This window comes from Geodermatophilus sp. SYSU D00696 (assembly GCF_054050235.1).
In genome coordinates this window covers 1-16870 of record NZ_JBJGYY010000009.1, presented here as the reverse complement: position 1 = coordinate 16870, position 16870 = coordinate 1, and the positions used below count along the sequence as shown (strand labels likewise).

Sequence of the window (16870 nt, the reverse complement as noted above, 5' to 3'; positions counted from 1 at the left end):
GCCCGATCACAGCTGGGGCCGGACGCCGGCCTCCGCGGCCAGTTCCTCCGCGCTGAGCGTCCCCTGCCCGTGGACGGCGGAGCGTCCGGCGCCGTGTCGGCCCAGCGGGAGGACCGTGCGCCGTTCGCTGCCCTCGAGCTCGAGGGCCAGGGCCGCGTACAGCGCGAGCGCGCCCAGCGCCAGCCCCACCCAGCCCGCGGCTGTCTTCCAGACCGTCGAGCCGGTGAGCTCGTAGGCGCCGGTGACGGCGAACCGGATCCCGGCCAGGCCCATGACGGCAGCGGGGACCAGCTTGCTGGCCGCGGCCGAGGCGGCGGGCACCTGCATGGCCACTGCGGCGGTGAGCAGCAGGACGCCCAGCCCCGCGCTCGTCGCCCCCGGCTCGCTGCCGTCGGGGTGCTCCTCGTTGCAGGGCCACTGGATGCCGCTGCCCCCGCGCAGCTTGTCGTAGGACAGGCCCGTGTAGTCGCAGGGACGTCCGCGGCTGCACTCCTTCCAGCCCTCGAACGCGCCCTCCGGGTCCGACCACTTGACCAGCGGGGCCCCGTCCTTGTCCCGCAGGTCCAGTCGCCGCGCGAAGTCGACGAGGATGTCGAGGTCCGGTCGCCCCTCCCCCGGCGGATCCACGGCCTTCTCCGACAGGTGCACGGTCCGGTCGACGTTGGTGAAGGTGCCGGTCTTCTCCCCCCAGGTGGCCGCCGGCAGGACGACGTCGGCCAGCTGTGCCGTCTCGGACAGGAAGATGTCCTGCACGACCAGGAACAGCCGCTCCTGGGACAGGACCGACCGGATACGGGCCAGCTCGGGCAGGGACACCGCCGGGTTGGTGGCGGTGACGTAGAGGAACCGGATCGAGCCCTCCTCGGCGTAGCGGAACATCTGCATCGCGTGGGTGGGAGGCGAGTAGTGCGGGATGTCCAGCGGATCGACGTTCCACACCCGCGCCAGGTCAGCGATGTGGCTGTCGTTGGACCAGTTGCGGAAGGCCGGCAGGTCGCCATCGGCACCCGCCTCACGGGTGTTCTGCGCGGTGGGCTGGCCGTTCATCTGCAGGATCCCGCAGCCCGGCCGTCCGAGCATGCCGCGGATCACGTTGATGTTGTTGACCTGCACGGCCGCGGCGGTGGCCTGGTGTGACTGGTAGAAACCCTGCAGCACCGTCGACATGAGTCGCTCGGCATTGCCGATGAGCCGGGCGGCCTCGCGGATCTGCGCCGCCGGGACGTCGCACACCTCGGCGGCGACCTCCGGCGGGTAGTCGGCCACCCGCTCCGCCAGCTCCTCGAAGCCGACGGAATGCGCCTCGACGTACGCGGAGTCGACCCAGCCGTTCGCGACGATCTCGTGGAGCAGCGCGTTCACCAGCATCACGTTGGTGCCCGGCCGCGGGGCCAGGTGCACGGTGGCCGCCCGCGCCACCGGGGTCTCGCGCGGGTCCACGCAGATCACCGCCGGCGGGTTCGGGCCGGCCAGCCGGTCCAGCACCCGGGTCCACAGCACCGTCTGGGTCTCGGCCATGTTGTGGCCGTACAGGCAGATGACGTCGCAGTGGTCGATGTCGGTGTAACTGCCCGGCTGTCCGTCGGAGGCGAAGGTCTCCTTCAGCGCCGCCGCGGCGGTGGCGGTGCACAGCCGGGTGTTGCCGTCGACGTGGTTGGTGCCGATGCCGCCGTGGGCGATCAGCCCGAGGGTGTAGTACTCCTCGAGGAAGAGCTGCCCGGTCGTGTAGAAGGCGATCGAGCTCGGCCCGCGCTCGTCCAGCAGCTCGCGGCAGCGGCCGGCGACGGCGTCCATCGCGGTGTCCCAGTCCGTCTCCACCAGCTCGCCGCTCCGCCGGATGAGCGGCCGGGTCAACCGGTCCGGGGAGTTGTTGGCCTGCCAGCCGAACAGGTCCTTGGGTCCCAGCCGGCCGTGGTTGACCCGGTCGTCGGCGCGGCCCCGGACACCGACGATGCGGCCGTCCTTGACCGCGATGTCCAGGCCGTCGCCGTTGCTGTGCAGGATCGTCGCCGACTGCACCCACCGGTCGACGTCGTCCTCGGTGAGCCCGTCGGCCAGGTACTGGTCGACCCGCACCGGCCAGGTCTCCCCCGGCCCGTACGGCGTCCGTGTCCCCCACGGCTCGGCGATGCGGTCGATCCGTGGCATCGCGCGTCCTTCCCCGACGTGTCCGGCGGCCCCTCGTGCGGGGCCTCGTCCCGCCTACCCGCGCAGGCCCGACGGGCGCGGCCAGGCTCATGACGGTTCTGTGACATCGCGGCGCTGACCGGCCGGCGCGGGTAGGGCGCACTGGGTCGGTGTCCCGCGGACGTGCACCGGACGTCCGCCACCGACACGAGGAGGAACCCGTGACCGTTGCCGGGCAGATGCTGGAGACGTATCCGGAGGACCTGGGCGGGGTCGACCGCCAGGCGCTGCTGGAGTGCATCGAGGCCTGCGTCGAGTGTGCGCAGGCCTGCACCGCGTGCGCCGACGCCTGCCTGTCGGAGGACATGGTCGCCGACCTCACGACGTGCATCCGCACCGATCTGGACTGCGCCGACGTCTGCGAGGCCACGGGCCGGGTGCTCTCCCGGCACACCGGCTACGACGCGAACCTCACCCGGACCGTGCTCGAGGCGTGCGCCGCCGCCTGCCGGGCCTGCGGCGACGAGTGCGGGTCGCACGCGGAGATGCACGAGCACTGCCGGGTGTGCGCGGAGGCCTGCCGGCGCTGCGAGGAGGCCTGCCGGGCGCTCCTCGCCGGACCGCGCTGACGAGGGCCGGGCGGCGGGCCGCGGGGAACCTCAGCCGCGCCAGTTCACCAGCGCCACGTGACCGCCCTCCGCGGCCACGTGCTCCTCCAGGGAACGCACGGCGTCCACGGCGACGGCGTCCGCGGGCACGCCGCCGAGATCGAGGACGACCCCGGCGCAGCCGCCCTGCCGCAGTGCGTCCACCGTGCCGCGGAGCATGTCCGCGGCACGGCCGTCGAGACGACCGTGGGCACGGATGCGACCGGTTCGGCGGTCGATCGCCTCGGTGAAGGAGGCCGCGCCGGGTGTCGGCGCGACGGTGGCGGCCCCGCGGGACCCGCGGGTGTCCCGACCGTCAGAACGGGTGGCGCTCATCGCGTCGAGCCCTCCTCTCCGCGACCCGGCGGGCACCTCCCGGCCGGTGGAGCTCAGCCTGCTCCGCCCCTCCGGCCGGCCCAACGGGTCGGCGGCGTTCGTCACGAGGTCGTCGCATCGGAGGCCAGACCGGACCGGACCGGATGGGCGCCCGCGTCACCGGTTCGTCACACCCGGCGCCCGCCCGGGCCGGCGTCGATGACGGTCCCGTGACATCCCGGCGCCGTCACGTTTCCTCTGCGCAGACCCGGTCACCGTGCCGGGCGGATCCGTGAACCGGACCAGAGCGTTCCAGGAAGGCTGGTGGAGGGGGAGCCGGGTGAGCAGACTCTCCGACGTGCCCAGATCCGTGCTCATCGTCGAGGACGACCCGAGGGTCCGCCGCATCGTGCAGATGACCCTGCAGCGCGAGGGACTCGACGTCGTCGAGGCCGACAGCGGTGAGACCGGGCTGGAGCGCCTCGGCGAGCGGGACTTCGACGTCGTCCTGCTCGACCTCATGCTCCCGGGCAAGGACGGCTTCGAGGTGTGCCGGGAGATCCGCCGCACCTCCAACGTCCCCATCATCATGGTCACCGCCCGCGGCGACAGCCACGACGTCGTCGCCGGGCTGGAGGCCGGCGCCGACGACTACGTGTCCAAGCCGTTCGTCGCCAAGGAGCTCTCCGCACGGATCCGTGCCCTCGCCCGCCGGACCCGCGTCCCCGAACCACGGGTGCGCATCACCGTCGGGGACCTGGAGATCGCCCCCCAGGAGGGCACCGTGGTCCGCGACGGGCAGCCGGTCGACCTGACGCGCACCGAGTTCCGCCTGCTGTGCGAGCTGGCCGCAGATCCGGGACGGGTCCTCAGCCGGGAGGAGCTCCTCGAACGGGTGTGGGGATACGACTACTTCGGTGACTCCCGGCTGGTGGACGTCCACGTCCGGCGGCTGCGCAAGAAGGTCGAGGAGGACCCCAGCAACCCCAGCGTGGTGACCACCGTGCGGGGCATGGGGTACCGCGTCCCGGGATGACCGCGATCCGGTCCCACCCGGACCTGTCGCTCCCGGCCGACGCCGGCGCCCCCGCGACGCAGGCACCTGCAGCGACCCGGCGCCGGACGGGCCGCTGGCGCACCCTCCGGGGGAGGGCCACCCTCGCCTTCACCGCGGTCACCGTCGTGCTCTCCGCCGTGCTGGCGGTGGCCGTGTGGACCGCGGTCTCCCAGTACCTGCTCGTGCAGCGCGAGAGGAGCACGTTGATCCAGACGGCGGACAACGCCGCACAGGTGCAACGGGCTCTCGGCACCGAGGGTCTCAGCGTGCCGCAGCTGCTGGCCGCGCTCCCCCGGGAGACGGGCTCGGTGTCCCTGTACGTCGACGACGGCGAGTGGGTGACGACGTCGCTGCTCGTCGGACGCGACGACGTCCCCGCCGTGCTCGCCGAGACGGTCGTGGACGGCACCCCGGCCCGGCAGCGGATCGAGGTGCACGGCAGCACGGTGATGGTGGTCGGCATCCCGCTCGCCGGGCTGGACGAGGCCTACTTCGAGGTGTTCCCCCTCGACGAGCTCGACCGGACCTACCGCGTCCTCGGCGTGGTGCTCACCGTGGCGGTCATCGGCCTCCTGCCGCCGCTGTTCCTGGTGGGCTGGTGGATCACCGGCCCGGCACTCCGGCCGCTGCAGCGCATCGCCTCGGCCGCGGGGGCGATCGCCGGAGGCGACCTGTCGGCCCGCATCGATCCCCGTGGGGACCCCTCCCTGACGCCCATCGCCTCGTCGTTCAACCGGACCGCCGCGGCCCTGGAGGCGCGGGTCCGGGCCGACGCCCGGTTCGCCGCCGACGTCAGTCACGAGCTGCGCACGCCACTGACGGCGATGCTGGGTGCGCTCGACCTGGTCGAGGGCAGTGGTGTCCACCTGCCCCCCGACGGCCGGGAGGGACTGTCCCTGCTGCGCGCGGAGGTGGTGCGCTTCGAGCGACTGGTGGCCGACCTGCTGGAGATCTCCCGCGCCGACGCGGGCAACGCCGACCTCGCCGTGGAGGAGGTCCGCCTGGCCGCCCTGGTGGAGGAGACCCTCGCCCGGCGCAGGCTCGCCGGCCGGACGACCCCCCGGCTCGACATCGGCGAGGATGCTGCACGGGCGGTCATCCACGCCGACAAACGCCGGCTCGAGCGGGTCCTGGGCAACCTGATGGACAACGCCGACAAGCACGGTGGCGGCCTGACCGGCGTCACCGTCAGCTGTGGGGACGCCGTCGTCCGCGTCCTGGTCGACGACGACGGCCCGGGGGTCCCGGAGGAGGAGCGCAGCCGCATCTTCGAGCGGTTCGCCCGGGGCAGCGGCAGCATCCGCACCCGGACGGAGGGGGCGGGCCTGGGCCTGGCGCTCGTGGCGCGGCACGTGCAGGCGATGGGCGGCACCGTGACCGTGGACGAGAGCCCGTCCGGTGGCGCCCGGTTCGCGGTCGAGCTCCCGGTACGACTGGTCCGATGAGGAGCCCGAGCGGTGCCGTACGGGCGCTCACGTTGCTCGTCGCTGCCCTGTTGCTCGCGGGGTGCGGGGTCCGCCCGCAGGACGACCCCGAACCGGTCACGCCCGTGGCCGCGCCGGCGCCGCAGGCCGGGGACGGCTCCGATGCCGCGGGGCCGCGGCTGATCGTCTACTTCGTGCGCGGCGCCGAGCTCACGCCCGTCGAGCGGCGCACCGACGCGGCCACGACCGCGTCAGCCCTCGACGAGCTCGTGGAGGGGCCGTCCCGGGCCGAGGTGGGCAGCGGGATCCGGACCGCCCTGGCGCCCGAGGTGGTCGGCGTGGAGGACGTTGGCCCCGAGGGCTCTGCGACGGTGGCGGTGACCCGCGGGTTCGCCGGGATCACCGGCGGCAACCAGCTGCTCGCGGTGGCACAGGTCGTGTGGACGCTCACCGACCTGCCCACCGTCACCGGCGTCCGCTTCGTCGTGGACGGCGTGCCCGTCGAGGTCCCGACCGACGCCGGGCTCAGCGACCGGCCGGTGGACCGTGACGACTACCGGTCGGTCGCGCCCGCCGAACCGAGCCCGCCCTCCTCCCCCGCGACCTCCCCCGCGACGGACGACGGCACCCCCACGCCCCGCTGACCCGAGCGACGACCGCGTCACGCCGCCAGCGGTGCGGGCGCCTGCATGACGAGGTGATGACATCTCGCCCGGGCAGGTGAGGACGGGCAGCCCGCGGAGCACGTCCCCGGTCGACGGCGCACTCCCCACCCCGGACGGAGGACCCCCATGGCGGCCAGCGGAGTCCGGGTGTCGTCGGGGACCCACGGCCTCGGGTCCGCTCTCCTGCGCGCCCTGCGGCCGGTCGCGGTGGTCGTCCTCGCACCGCTGGTCGTGCTCGGTGCACTGCTGTCGCCCGGACCGTCCCTGGCCGTCGGGGCGGCCTTCGCCGCGCTCGCGGGTGGCTCGGTCCGGCTGCTGCACCGGGCGTCGATCCCCGACCTGCCGCCCCTGCCGCACCCGGCCCTGGTCGCCGCGCACGCGGCGCTCCTCCCGGCGGCCGTCGCGGGAACCGCGGCCCTCGGCCTGCTCCCCTTCGGCCTGCTCGCCGGCGTCCTGGCACCGGCGATCGCCATCGGCTGGTGGGGCGGGTCGGTGTGTGAGCCGGGTCCGCACGCGTCCGTGCCGGCCGTCACCCCGCAGCCGGACGCGGAGTCGGTGCACGACTTCCTCCGCTCGCTACCGGTCGACGTCCTGCTCGCCGAGTGGCGCGACCTGACCGGCATGGGCCCGTCCCGCGACGAGGACAGCGGCGTCCGGCACGCGTGGCGGTGCATGCTCGTCGCCGAGCTGCGCCGGCGCGACCCGGCCGGGACGAGCCGGTGGCTGTCCGAAGCCCCAGGCGTTCCGCCCGACGGATACGTGCAGGACACCACGGACGGGCCCCGGTGAGAGCGCCGTCGGCCACCTCGTCCTCCGCGTCCCGGCCGACGTTCCCCTCCCGGTCGGCGGCCGCAGGCTCTCCGCCTCCCCACCGGGCGCCGACCGCGAGGCCGATCGCCGCAGCCGGCACCGCCGGGCCGTTCGGTGACGGGAACGGCGGTCTCTTGCTGATGTCCGGGCGCCGACCGGACCCCCGGCCGCGCAACCGGACCGGAGTCACTCCCCCAGCGCGGTGACCACCGTGAGCAGAGCGGCGTAGAGCACGAGTCCGGTGAGGAACCAGGGGTAGCTGGATCGCCCGGTGGCCGGCAGCTCCTCCTTGAAGACGTTGAGCAGGATGGAGCCGCCGAGCAGCGCGGTCAGCACCGCGACGAGCAGGGCGCTCGTCGGCGCGAAGAAGGCGTCCAGCAGCCACCCCACGACGAGGGCGGCGGCGAGGACCAGCCGGCCGGAGCGGGCGAAGCGCTGGGGATAGTGCTCCTCCAAGGACCGGTCGGTCAGCACGAAGTGCAGTCCCATCGCGACGGTGAAGAGCAGGGCGAACGCCAGGCCCGTGCGCAGCCGCAGGGCCATCGTGTAGGTGATCAGGACGTTGTAGACGGTGAACGCCCCGAGGTGCAGCCAGTAGACGCCGGCCGGCTCGTCCGCCCGCAGCGGTTGGCCCTGAGGCGTGCGCGAGGGGGCAGGTGCCCGCCGGTCGGCCAGCCGCTGGAGGCCGTAGAACGCCGCGAAGCCACCGAGAGCCACCAGGAAGACGCCCAGGTCGACCAGCGGCGTCGGCGTTACCACGTCACCGAGAGCCTCCCCGACCGCCTCGTTGCCCTCCGCGATCTCCGGCAACAGGTGCAGGAAGACGTAGGCGACGGCGAGCCCGCCGGCGAAGGATGCGGTCGCCCGCTCGGGCACCAGCGGCAGCCACCGGATGCGCGGCGCGGCCAGGTGGAGTCCGGCCAGCAGCACCGCCAGCACGAGCGCACCGACGACGCTCTGGGTGGTCGTCAGCACACCGTCCACGGCGCGCTCCGACCGCCCTCAGTCCTCGTCGAGCAGGTTGACGTCGACCGCGGCGATGTAGGGGCCGTCCTCGAAGACCGCGAAGCCCTCGTCGACCAGGTCGACCCCGAGGTCCTCCTCGACCTCCGGCAGGATGAACGTCCCGACGTCGCCGGTGACCTGCGCGGTGTAGCCCGGCAGCAGCGTCACGCCGTTCATCGTCGGTCGGGTGACCAGGGTCGCCATGTCGCCCTGGCCGATCACGAAGGCCTGCGGGTCGAGCACCTCGACGATCTCGCCCCGGACCGTCACCGGTTCGTCGGTGAACGCCCCGGGGTCGTCGAAGAAGGCGACGGTGTCGTCCTCGTTGGGTGCCTCGGCGATGTCCTGCTCGGAGGCGTCGTCCTGCAGGTCGTCGAGGTCACCGAGGTCTTCGGCGCCTTCTTCGTTGATGTCCTCGAGCGTCGTCCCCCGGTCCTGCTGGTCGTCGCCACAAGCGGTCAGGCCCAGGCCGGTCGACACAGCGATGGCCGCGGCGGTGAGCACTCGGCCGGTCCGGGATCGGATCGTGGCCATGGGTCCTCCTCGGTCGGTGTGGGAAGCGGTCGGCGAGCGACGCACCTGGGGTGGTCATCGGCTCGGCAGGGGGCTGCCCAGCGCACGGGCCACGTCGCGTTCCCGGCCGGCTTCGTCACACGCTCGCAACGACGGGGATGGGCTGGGTGACGGGGCTGTGACCACAGCGGGACCGACGCGTCGCCCTCACCTGGTCATCGACCGCCGAGACGACGGCTACCGACCCCTCGGCCGGCCCGCGTGCGGGGAGGGGCACCGCATCGCATCGACGGCGGTCGCACCGGCCGCGCTCCACCCGGGCGTGCCCGGAGCGCGGGAGGAGGGCCCCGCCGTCACCGTCCTCGACCCGGACAGCGCAGGACATGCGGACTCCCCCGGCGGTCACACAGCCGTCACATCCCCCCTCCTGATCCCGCCGTGGTGTGACAGGCCGCTGACGACTGCGGCGACCAGAGGTTGCGGTGCCCGTCGAGGGGTGACGGTGGAAGCGCCGGTCCGGCGCCTCCCCCTTCGCCGGACCGGCCCCGACAGGACGACGACCAGAGGTGAACGCGGTGCTCCCCGTCGACAACACCCGCCCGGCCCGGACGGCCGGGGCCGGTCCCCGTGCTCCAGCTGCCTGCCGGCGTGCCGGCAGCCTCCTCGCCGGCGTCCTGGTCGCGGCGACGCTCGTCGCCTGCGGCGATGAGGGTGGCGGCGACGGTGCCCCGACGCTCACCTGGTACACCAACCCCGACTCGGGCGGGCAGGCCGAGATCGCGCGCCGGTGCACCGAGGCCGCCGACGGCGCCTACGAGATCCGCACCTCCCGGCTCCCCCGCGACGCGAACGCCCAGCGCGAGCAGCTGGTCCGCCGGCTGGCGGCCGAGGACGACTCCATCGACCTGATGAGCCTCGATCCGCCGTACATCCCGGAGTTCGCCCAGGCCGGCTTCCTCGCCGACGTGCCCGAGGACGTCGAGGACCGCGTCACCGACGGCGTCGTCGAGAGCGCCGTCGAGGCCTCGACCTGGGACGGGGAGGTGGTCGCCGTGCCGTTCTGGGCCAACACCCAGCTGCTCTGGTACCGCACATCCGTCGCCGAGGCCGCCGGCCTCGACATGTCCAAGCCGGTGACCTGGGACCAGATCGTCGACGCCGCCCAGCGGACCGGCACCGACATCGGCGCCCAGGGCGCCCGGGCGGAGTCGCTGACCGTGTGGCTCAACGCGCTCATCGAGTCTGCCGGCGGCTCGATCATCACCGAGCACGCCGAGGACCCCGGGCGGATCGAGCTGGGCCTGACCTCGGACGCCGGGGTGCGCGCAGCCGAGGTGATGAACGCGGTCGCGACCTCGGGCGTCGCCGGGCCGGCGTTCTCCGGCGAGAACGAGGACGCCTCGGCCAACGCGTTCGAGGGACCCGACGGCGGGTTCATGGTCAACTGGCCGTTCGTCTGGCCGCGCGCCCTGACCGCCGTGGAGGCCGGCACGCTCGGCCCGTCGGTCCCGGCCGACTACGGGTGGGCGATGTACCCGCGGGTGAACGCCGACGACCCCGCGCGCCCGCCCTACGGCGGCATCAACCTGGGCGTGAGCGCGTTCAGCCGCCATCCCGACCTGGCGTTCGACGCGGCCGAGTGCATCGTCTCCGACCAGAACCAGGCCTACTACTTCATCACCAACGGCAACCCCGCCTCCTCCGCCGCGGTCTACGACGACCCGGAGGTGATCGAGGCGTTCCCGCAGGCGCCGCTGATCCGGGAATCCCTCGAGCAGGCCGCTCCGCGACCTCAGACCGCCTACTACAACGAGGTCTCCTTCGGCATCCAGCGCACCTACCACCCGCCGGAGGCTGTCGTGCCCGGGGTGACCGGCGAGCAGGCGACCGCGCTCATCGAGGCGGTGCTCGCCGGGGAGCAGTTGCTGTGATCGCGTGAGAGGCCTCCGGTCGTCCTCGCGATCGGCGCCGACCCGCACCCAGCCAGCGACCTCCGGGCCCGTCGGAGCTCGACCCGCGTCCGCGACTGCCGAATCCGGTCCGATCCCGGACGATGTCCTGCTACCCCCGGCCCTCGGTTGTCTGCGGCACCGACCGCACGATCGCGACGGGAACCTCGCCGAGGCGTACCCCGGCGAGGAGCCCTCGTCTCGGTCACGAGTCGTCGAGCAGGGTCCCGATGACGCCGGAGGGCAGCGTGCTGTTCCGCCGTCTCGTCGTCCATCTCGTCCGCTGCCGCACGCGCGACGGGCGGGCACCGATACCCCCGGCCACACTCACCTGGGCGGGGTCCGCGGCGAGCCGCCGCCGGGTGGAGTGGGCCGGTGCACCCGACGCCGGCGTGTTCGGCAGCAGCCGGCGCACTGGCACGAGCGACCGCGGCTGGGCCGGACGGGCTGATGACTCCGTGAGTGCCGCTCGCTGGCACCCGGAGACGCTGCGTCCGGACCCGGAGGCCGCGGACCGGTCATCGTCCTGGCGGACCGTCCGTCGGCCCCGTGTGCACGTCGAGCCTCCGCCGGCCATCTCCACCCAGGTCTCGCGGACAGGCCGACCAGTGGTCGGTCGGCAGGGCTCCAGCCACGAGATCCGAGACAGCCCTGGCCACGACGGGACACGCGCGCAGTCCGCGGTGAGGATCCGACCGCCGGCACCGGCGAACAGCGGACGCTCACCAGCGCCGCCCTGGCTCCCGCCGCGCGAAGCGTGAGGCCACGTCGCGTCGTCCGCTCCACGGCCACCGTCCGCGCCGCGGGTCTGCCGGCCGGACGGGTCCTGTGCTGCGGGGCCATTACAGCTCCGCGACAACGGCGCGACATCCCCTGTCCGCCTCGCCGTCCGGGGCATCCGTGGACCGCGGCCGCCGTCGGACACCGCGACCCGCCACTCTGGAGGAGCGACCATGGCTGTGACCACCGTCCCGGGAACCGTGGACGCCCGTCCGCCGGCCCGCGCCATCGGCGGGGCCGACCGCCTCGGAGTCGGACAGGACGCCTGGCGACGGGGGCACTCCCCGAAGGCCGCGCCGGCCGGTGTGTCGGAGTCGCCGGGGGACGCATCCGGTGACCTCCTCCGGGAGGCGTGGCGGCCGGGGACGGCAGAGCCGGTCGCCATCCACGTCCGGCCCGAGCTGTGCGCTCGACTCCTCGAGGACCGCCGCACTCCCCCACGGCGTGCTCCTGCGCCGGCTCCGGTGCGGCCACGCAGGCCGGTTCCTCTCGTCGTCGACGACCGGATCCCCACCACGCCCGGCTTCGAGGTGCACCGAGCGGCTCCCGATGCCAGGACCGGCACCTCCTGGACGGGCACCGTCTCGGCGATCCTGCTCGTGCTCGACCCGTCCGGGGAGTGCCGGTCCCTCCCCCATCCGGCGGGGGGCGCCCCTGCGGCCGCCGCCGCGGCAGACGTGACGCCGGGCTGCCCCGTCCCCGCCGGACCAGGACCCGAGCACCGAGGGCACCGGTGATGGACGGGGACCGTGGCGCACCGAACCACCACCACGAGGACCCGCGGAGCACGGGCCGATGGCTCCGGGTGGGGCTCCTGGTCCTGGGCCTGGCCCTCGGTGGGCTGCTCGGCGCGGGCATCACCACCCTCGCCGGGGACGACACAGCCGGCGACGACACAGCCGGGACGGTCGCCGCGCCCACCGCCACGGCGGACGTCCCCGGGCAGGACTCCTCGCCGGGCCCCGAGGGGCAGGTGAGCATCTCCGTGGCCTGCCTGCGCGCCGTGGAGGCCGCCGAACGGGCCTACGTCGCCATCGAGGACCTGGGCAGCGCCCTGCTCGCCCTCGATGCGGGGCGACTCGACGCGGTCGTCCACGAGCTCCAGCCACTCCGGGACCAACTGGAGCGGGATCTGGCCGCCTGCCGGGTCGACATCCCGCGTGGCGAGAGCGCCACCGACCCGACCCGCCTGCCGTCGACCCCACCGGTGCCGTCGGCACCACCCGAGCCGTCCTCCGCGGGCGCCTCGCCCACCGGGTGACCTCCTCGTCGGGGCGATGACCCGGCCGACCGGCCCCCAGGCCGACGTCGTGCCCGGAGTGTGCCGTTCCCCACCCGACCATCCCGGGCCGTCCGGGGCTCTCCCCTGGGGGTCGTGATGTCCCAGCAGCACGGTGCCGCGCCGTCCCCGAGCCGGCTGCGCCGGTTGGTGCACCTGCCCGGTCGGGCCCTGCGGGTCGCCGTCGTGTGGGCGCGCTGGCTGGTGATCGGCGCCTGGGTCGCGGCCGCGGTGGTCGCCACCGCTGTCCTCCCCGGGGACGGCGACGGCGGCGGCGGTGACATCGGCAGCCTCCTGCCGGCCGACAGCCCGGCGGTCGCCGTCCTGGAGCGCTCCCTGGCCGAGTTCCGCGTCCCTGCCCTCTCCGAGACCTCGGTGGTCGTGCACGACCCGGACGGCCTGGACGTCCTCACCCGTGCCGACGTCGCTGTGCACGCCCTGGCCACGACCCAGGCCTCGATGCGGGACCCGGCAGGACCCGGCCGCACCCGCGTCGAGGCAGCGGTGCCGGTTCCCACGGCCACCCCCGAGACCGCGGTCACCTACCTCTACACCACCGAGGGCATCGCGCTCGAGGACAGGGTCGAGCTGGCCGAGCAGTACGCCGCGCACTTCGCCCGGGACCCGTCCGTGCAGACCTACGTCACCGGTGTCGTCCCGGCGCAGGTCCGCCAGGTGCACCACCTCGAGTCACGACTGCACCTGTTCGAGATCGCGACCCTCGTGCTCATCGCCGTCGTGGTGGCCCTGACCTTCCGGTCCGTCGTCGCCCCCGTGGTGGTCCTCCTCGTCGCCGGCATCGGGTACCTGGTGACGGTCCGGCTGCTGGAGTTCCTCGCCGGGGTCCTCGGGTTCGCGCTCCCCGACCAGCTGCGCCCGCTGACTGCGGCGCTGCTGATCGGCGTGGTGACCGACTACTGCGTGCTGTTCTTCACCGGGTTCCGGTCACACCTCGAGCGCGGCCTGCACCGCATCGAGGCCGCCCGGTGCACCCTGGCCACCGAGGGCCCGATCGTCACCGTCGCCGGCATCACCGTCGCCGGCGGGACGGCCGCCCTGCTGGTGGCGGACTTCCAGCTGTTCCAGGCCTTCGGACCGGCCCTCTCGCTCACCGTCGTCGTCGGCCTGCTGGTCTCCCTGACCCTGGTGCCGGCGCTGCTCGCCGTGCTCGGCAGGACCCTGTTCGCCCCTCGTCGGATGGCGACGGCCCGCGGCTCCGCCCCCGGCACGTCCTCGCGCCGAGCCAGTTGGCTGGTCCGTCTCGTCGTCGACCGGCGGGGTGCGGCCGTGGCGACCCTGCTCGGCGGGACGCTGCTGGCCCTGGCCGCGCTGCCGGTCCTGCACATGCGCCTCGACGTCTCCTTCGCCTCCGGTCTGCCCTCCGGCGATCCCGTGCAGCTGGGGGCCGAGGTGCTCCAGGAGGCCGGCATCCGCGGGGTGGTCGCGCCGACCGAGGTCCTCCTCGAGGGAGTGGACGTCACCAGCCAGCGGACCGCCCTGGATGCGCTGCAGGCGGCCATCGCCGAGCAGCCCGGAGTGGCACAGGTGCTGGGCCCGGCACAGAACCCGGTCGACGACGAGTTCGGCATCTTCCTCGCCGAGGACGGGGACGCGGCACGGTTCGTCGTCATCCTCGACAGCGATCCCCTGGCCGCTGATGCCCTCGCGGACCTGCGGGAGCTGCGGGACCGGCTCCCCGACCTGCTGCTCGAGGCCGGGGTCGACGACGCGACCGTGGCCGTGACCGGTCAGACGGTGATCGCCGCGGAGCTCGTCGAGCTGACGCGCGAGAACCTGTGGCTCATCCTGGCCGCGGCGCTGGTCGTGGAGCTGGTGATCCTCACGGTCTACCTGCGCGCCCTGGTGGCACCGGTGCCGTTGCTGACGTGCAGCGCGCTGGGCGTCGCGGCCGCGGTGGGTCTCACGGTGCTCGTCTTCCAGGACCTCCGGAACGATCCGGGGCTGACCTTCTACGTCCCCTTCACCACGGCGGTCCTGCTCCTGGCCCTCGGTTCGGACTACAACGTCTTCGCGGTCGGGGCGATCTGGGAGCGGGCCGCCCGCCATCGCCTGGCGCGGGCCATCGCCTTGGCCCTTCCGGCCACCGGCCGGGCGATCAGCGCCGCCGGGCTCATCCTCGCCGCCACGTTCGCGATGGTGGCGATCATCCCGCTCGCCTCCTTCCGCCAGGTGGCCTTCACGATGGCCGTCGGCCTCCTCATCGACACCTTCCTCATCCGGCCCGTTCTCACGCCCGCGATCCTCACGCTGCTGGGATCGACCGCCGGCTGGCCCGGTCGGCGCATCCGCACCGCGCACCCAGCAGGGGAGCCCCCGCCGGGGGCCGTGGCGGGAGCGGTGACGCCTGAGCCGGTGCCCGGCGCCCGGTGACCGATCCGATCGCCGGGTGCGGACCTGAGAGCACGACCCCGGCGACGCGATCGCTGAGGGTCCGCCGTCGGTTCCACGACCGTTCCGGGCGGGGACGGCGGCAACGGACCGCCAGGTGCCGACGGCGCCGTCCGCACCGGGAGGAGCGACCCCCGCTGGCCCCGGTCGCGCCATCGGCGGGCTCGAGACGTCGCCGAGGGCCCGCGGCGGTGACTGCCGATCACCTCCAGCCGCGGCGCCGTCACCTCGGTGTCACACCGCCGCGGATCCCGGCGGGGGCCGCTTGTCAGCTCGATGACGACCCGTCGTGGTCCGAGTCGGGGCCGTCGGGCCGTGGGCACGGTGGACGTGCAGTCGTCGATGCCGGATCCGAACCGGCAGGAGGAGCAACCATGCGCACGACCCCGACCACGCCCAAGAGCGTCCGCGTCGCCGTCGCGGCGTTCGCCGCCGTCTCGACCGTGGGACTGTCCGCGTGCAGTGACACGGCCGGATCGGAGACCGGCACCGACGTCGAGGACGTCGTCGAGGAGGAGTCCGCCGTCGCGGAAGCCTACGAGGGCCCCTACGACACCGACTTCCACGAGGGTCTCGGCGAGTACACCAGCGAGCAGGTCACGCTGTCGGCCGACGTCGACGAGGTCATCACCCCCGAGGCGTTCACCATCGCCGGCACCGACGACACCACCGTGGACTCGCTGCTCGTCGTCGGCGCCGCCGGAGACGCCCAGCTGTCGCCGGAGACCACCGTCGAGGTGACGGGCACGGTGCAGGAGAGGTTCGTGATCGCTGAGGCCGAGGAGGACCTGGGGGTCGACCTCGACGACGCGCTCTTCGCCGAGTGGGAGCAGGAGCCCTACGTCGTCGCCGACGACGTGGAGGTCCTCGAGAACGTCGACTGACGAGCCCCTCACCACGCAGGCGCGCCGCCGGGCCGGGCGGCGCGCCTGCGGTCGCACGGAGGAACACCGACCGGAACCCGTGGAGGACCGACGATGCGACACGACCTCGCCCCGCGCACCACCTCGGCGGACACCGCCGGGATCGGCCGCTTCGGCGTGCGCGCCGTGCTCGGCTGGGCCGCCGTCGCCGTCGGTCTGGTCCCGTTCCTGCTGCTGTGGCTGCTGGTGCAGCGCTCGTGGGCGCCACTGACCGCCCTCGATGGCGAGGTCGTCCGCGCGCTCAACGAGGAGGTGAGCCGATCCCCGGCGCTCGTGACGACGCTCTCCGCCGTGACCGACCTGGGTGGCACCGGGACTGCGGTGCTGCTGCTGGTGCTCGCCACCGTCTTCCTCCTGATCCGCCGGCGACGGCGGCTGGCGGCGTTCGTGGCGACGACGGGGCTGGGGCTCGGGGTGCTCGGCCCGGTGACCAAGGCCGTCGTCGACCGGGCCCGGCCGGTGGTCGAGTCGCCGGTCGTGCAGACGCCGTCCAACGCCAGCTTCCCCAGCGGGCACGCCATGACCGCCCTGGTGACGTGGGGAGTGCTCCTCCTCGTCGCCCTGCCGGCGGTCCGGCGCCGGACGCGGCCGTGGCTGGTCACCGCCACGGCGCTCCTCGTTGTGGGAGTCGGGTTCACCCGCCTGGCCCTGGGGGTGCACTTCGTCTCCGACGTGCTCGCCGGCTGGGCGCTGGGTGCCGGCTGGCTGGCCGTCACCGCCGCGGCCTTCCGGGCCTGGCAGCACGACACCGGGCGGTACCCCCACCAGCCCCTCGATCCGCTCGAGGTCCCTCCCGAGGAGGCGGCCCACCTCACCCTCGCCGGCCGGCCGGGGGGGGGGGGGGGGGGGGGGGGGGGGGGGGGGGGGGGGGGGGGGGGGGGGGGGGGGGGGGGGGTGGGGTGGGGGGGGGGGGGGGGGGGGGGGGGGTGGGGGGGGGGGGGGGGGGTGGTTGGGGGGGGGGGTGTGG

14 protein-coding genes are annotated in these 16870 nt (G+C 74.3%); 10 read left to right on the top strand and 4 right to left on the bottom strand.

What is annotated here, in order from left to right:
* Positions 1 to 6: 6 nt before the first annotated feature.
* Positions 7 to 2148 carry a molybdopterin-dependent oxidoreductase gene (locus tag ACI79O_RS07775; RefSeq protein ID WP_456913741.1) on the bottom strand — a complete coding sequence of 714 codons (2142 nt, stop codon included), beginning with the start codon at positions 2146 to 2148 and terminating at the stop codon, positions 7 to 9.
* A 200-nt stretch (positions 2149 to 2348) separates the two neighbouring features.
* Here ACI79O_RS07775 and ACI79O_RS07770 point away from each other — a divergent pair, with 200 nt between their 5' ends.
* Positions 2349 to 2756 carry a four-helix bundle copper-binding protein gene (locus tag ACI79O_RS07770; protein ID WP_456913740.1) on the top strand — a complete coding sequence of 136 codons (408 nt, stop codon included), beginning with the start codon at positions 2349 to 2351 and terminating at the stop codon, positions 2754 to 2756.
* Positions 2757 to 2786: 30 nt separating this feature from the next.
* Here ACI79O_RS07770 and ACI79O_RS07765 read toward each other — a convergent pair whose 3' ends face one another.
* Complete coding sequence (locus tag ACI79O_RS07765; protein WP_456890483.1) at positions 2787 to 3110, bottom strand: hypothetical protein; 324 nt, start codon at positions 3108 to 3110, stop codon at positions 2787 to 2789.
* A gap of 337 nt (positions 3111 to 3447) precedes the next feature.
* Between ACI79O_RS07765 and ACI79O_RS07760 the strand changes: the two genes are divergently transcribed.
* The 4 genes from ACI79O_RS07760 (at position 3448) to ACI79O_RS07745 (ending at position 7024) form a co-directional block, all read left to right on the top strand.
* Positions 3448 to 4125 carry a response regulator gene (locus tag ACI79O_RS07760; protein WP_456890421.1) on the top strand — a complete coding sequence of 226 codons (678 nt, stop codon included), beginning with the start codon at positions 3448 to 3450 and terminating at the stop codon, positions 4123 to 4125.
* Complete coding sequence (locus ACI79O_RS07755) at positions 4122 to 5591, top strand: sensor histidine kinase (RefSeq protein WP_456890420.1); 1470 nt, start codon at positions 4122 to 4124, stop codon at positions 5589 to 5591. Before ACI79O_RS07760 ends, ACI79O_RS07755 begins: the two co-directional genes overlap by 4 nt.
* On the top strand, positions 5588 to 6214 hold the full coding sequence (locus tag ACI79O_RS07750; protein WP_456913739.1) for a GerMN domain-containing protein: 627 nt from the start codon (positions 5588 to 5590) through the stop codon (positions 6212 to 6214). Before ACI79O_RS07755 ends, ACI79O_RS07750 begins: the two co-directional genes overlap by 4 nt.
* Before the next feature lie 147 nt (positions 6215 to 6361).
* The gene (locus ACI79O_RS07745) at positions 6362 to 7024 is read left to right on the top strand and encodes a hypothetical protein (protein ID WP_456890418.1); all 663 of its coding nucleotides are present in this window, start codon (positions 6362 to 6364) and stop codon (positions 7022 to 7024) included.
* 207 nt (positions 7025 to 7231) lie between these two features.
* Here ACI79O_RS07745 and ACI79O_RS07740 read toward each other — a convergent pair whose 3' ends face one another.
* Both ACI79O_RS07740 and ACI79O_RS07735 read right to left on the bottom strand, forming a co-directional pair.
* Positions 7232 to 8029, bottom strand: a complete 798-nt coding sequence (locus ACI79O_RS07740) for a hypothetical protein (protein WP_456890417.1) — start codon at positions 8027 to 8029, stop codon at positions 7232 to 7234.
* Between the two features lie 18 nt (positions 8030 to 8047).
* On the bottom strand, positions 8048 to 8584 hold the full coding sequence (locus ACI79O_RS07735) for a hypothetical protein (protein WP_456890416.1): 537 nt from the start codon (positions 8582 to 8584) through the stop codon (positions 8048 to 8050).
* Between the two features lie 554 nt (positions 8585 to 9138).
* Between ACI79O_RS07735 and ACI79O_RS07730 the strand changes: the two genes are divergently transcribed.
* The 5 genes from ACI79O_RS07730 to ACI79O_RS07710 all read left to right on the top strand — a co-directional run.
* Complete coding sequence (locus ACI79O_RS07730) at positions 9139 to 10494, top strand: extracellular solute-binding protein (RefSeq protein ID WP_456913738.1); 1356 nt, start codon at positions 9139 to 9141, stop codon at positions 10492 to 10494.
* Between the two features lie 1603 nt (positions 10495 to 12097).
* Positions 12098 to 12553, top strand: coding sequence for a hypothetical protein (locus tag ACI79O_RS07725; protein WP_456913737.1), 456 nt, complete (start codon positions 12098 to 12100; stop codon positions 12551 to 12553).
* 117 nt (positions 12554 to 12670) lie between these two features.
* Complete coding sequence (locus ACI79O_RS07720; protein WP_456913831.1) at positions 12671 to 14962, top strand: MMPL family transporter; 2292 nt, start codon at positions 12671 to 12673, stop codon at positions 14960 to 14962.
* Between the two features lie 392 nt (positions 14963 to 15354).
* Positions 15355 to 15864 (top strand): hypothetical protein, encoded by a 510-nt coding sequence (locus ACI79O_RS07715; RefSeq protein ID WP_456913736.1) that lies wholly within the window; start codon positions 15355 to 15357, stop codon positions 15862 to 15864.
* 93 nt (positions 15865 to 15957) lie between these two features.
* On the top strand, positions 15958 to 16870 hold a 913-nt coding region (locus tag ACI79O_RS07710), incomplete at its 3' end, for a phosphatase PAP2 family protein (RefSeq protein ID WP_456913735.1).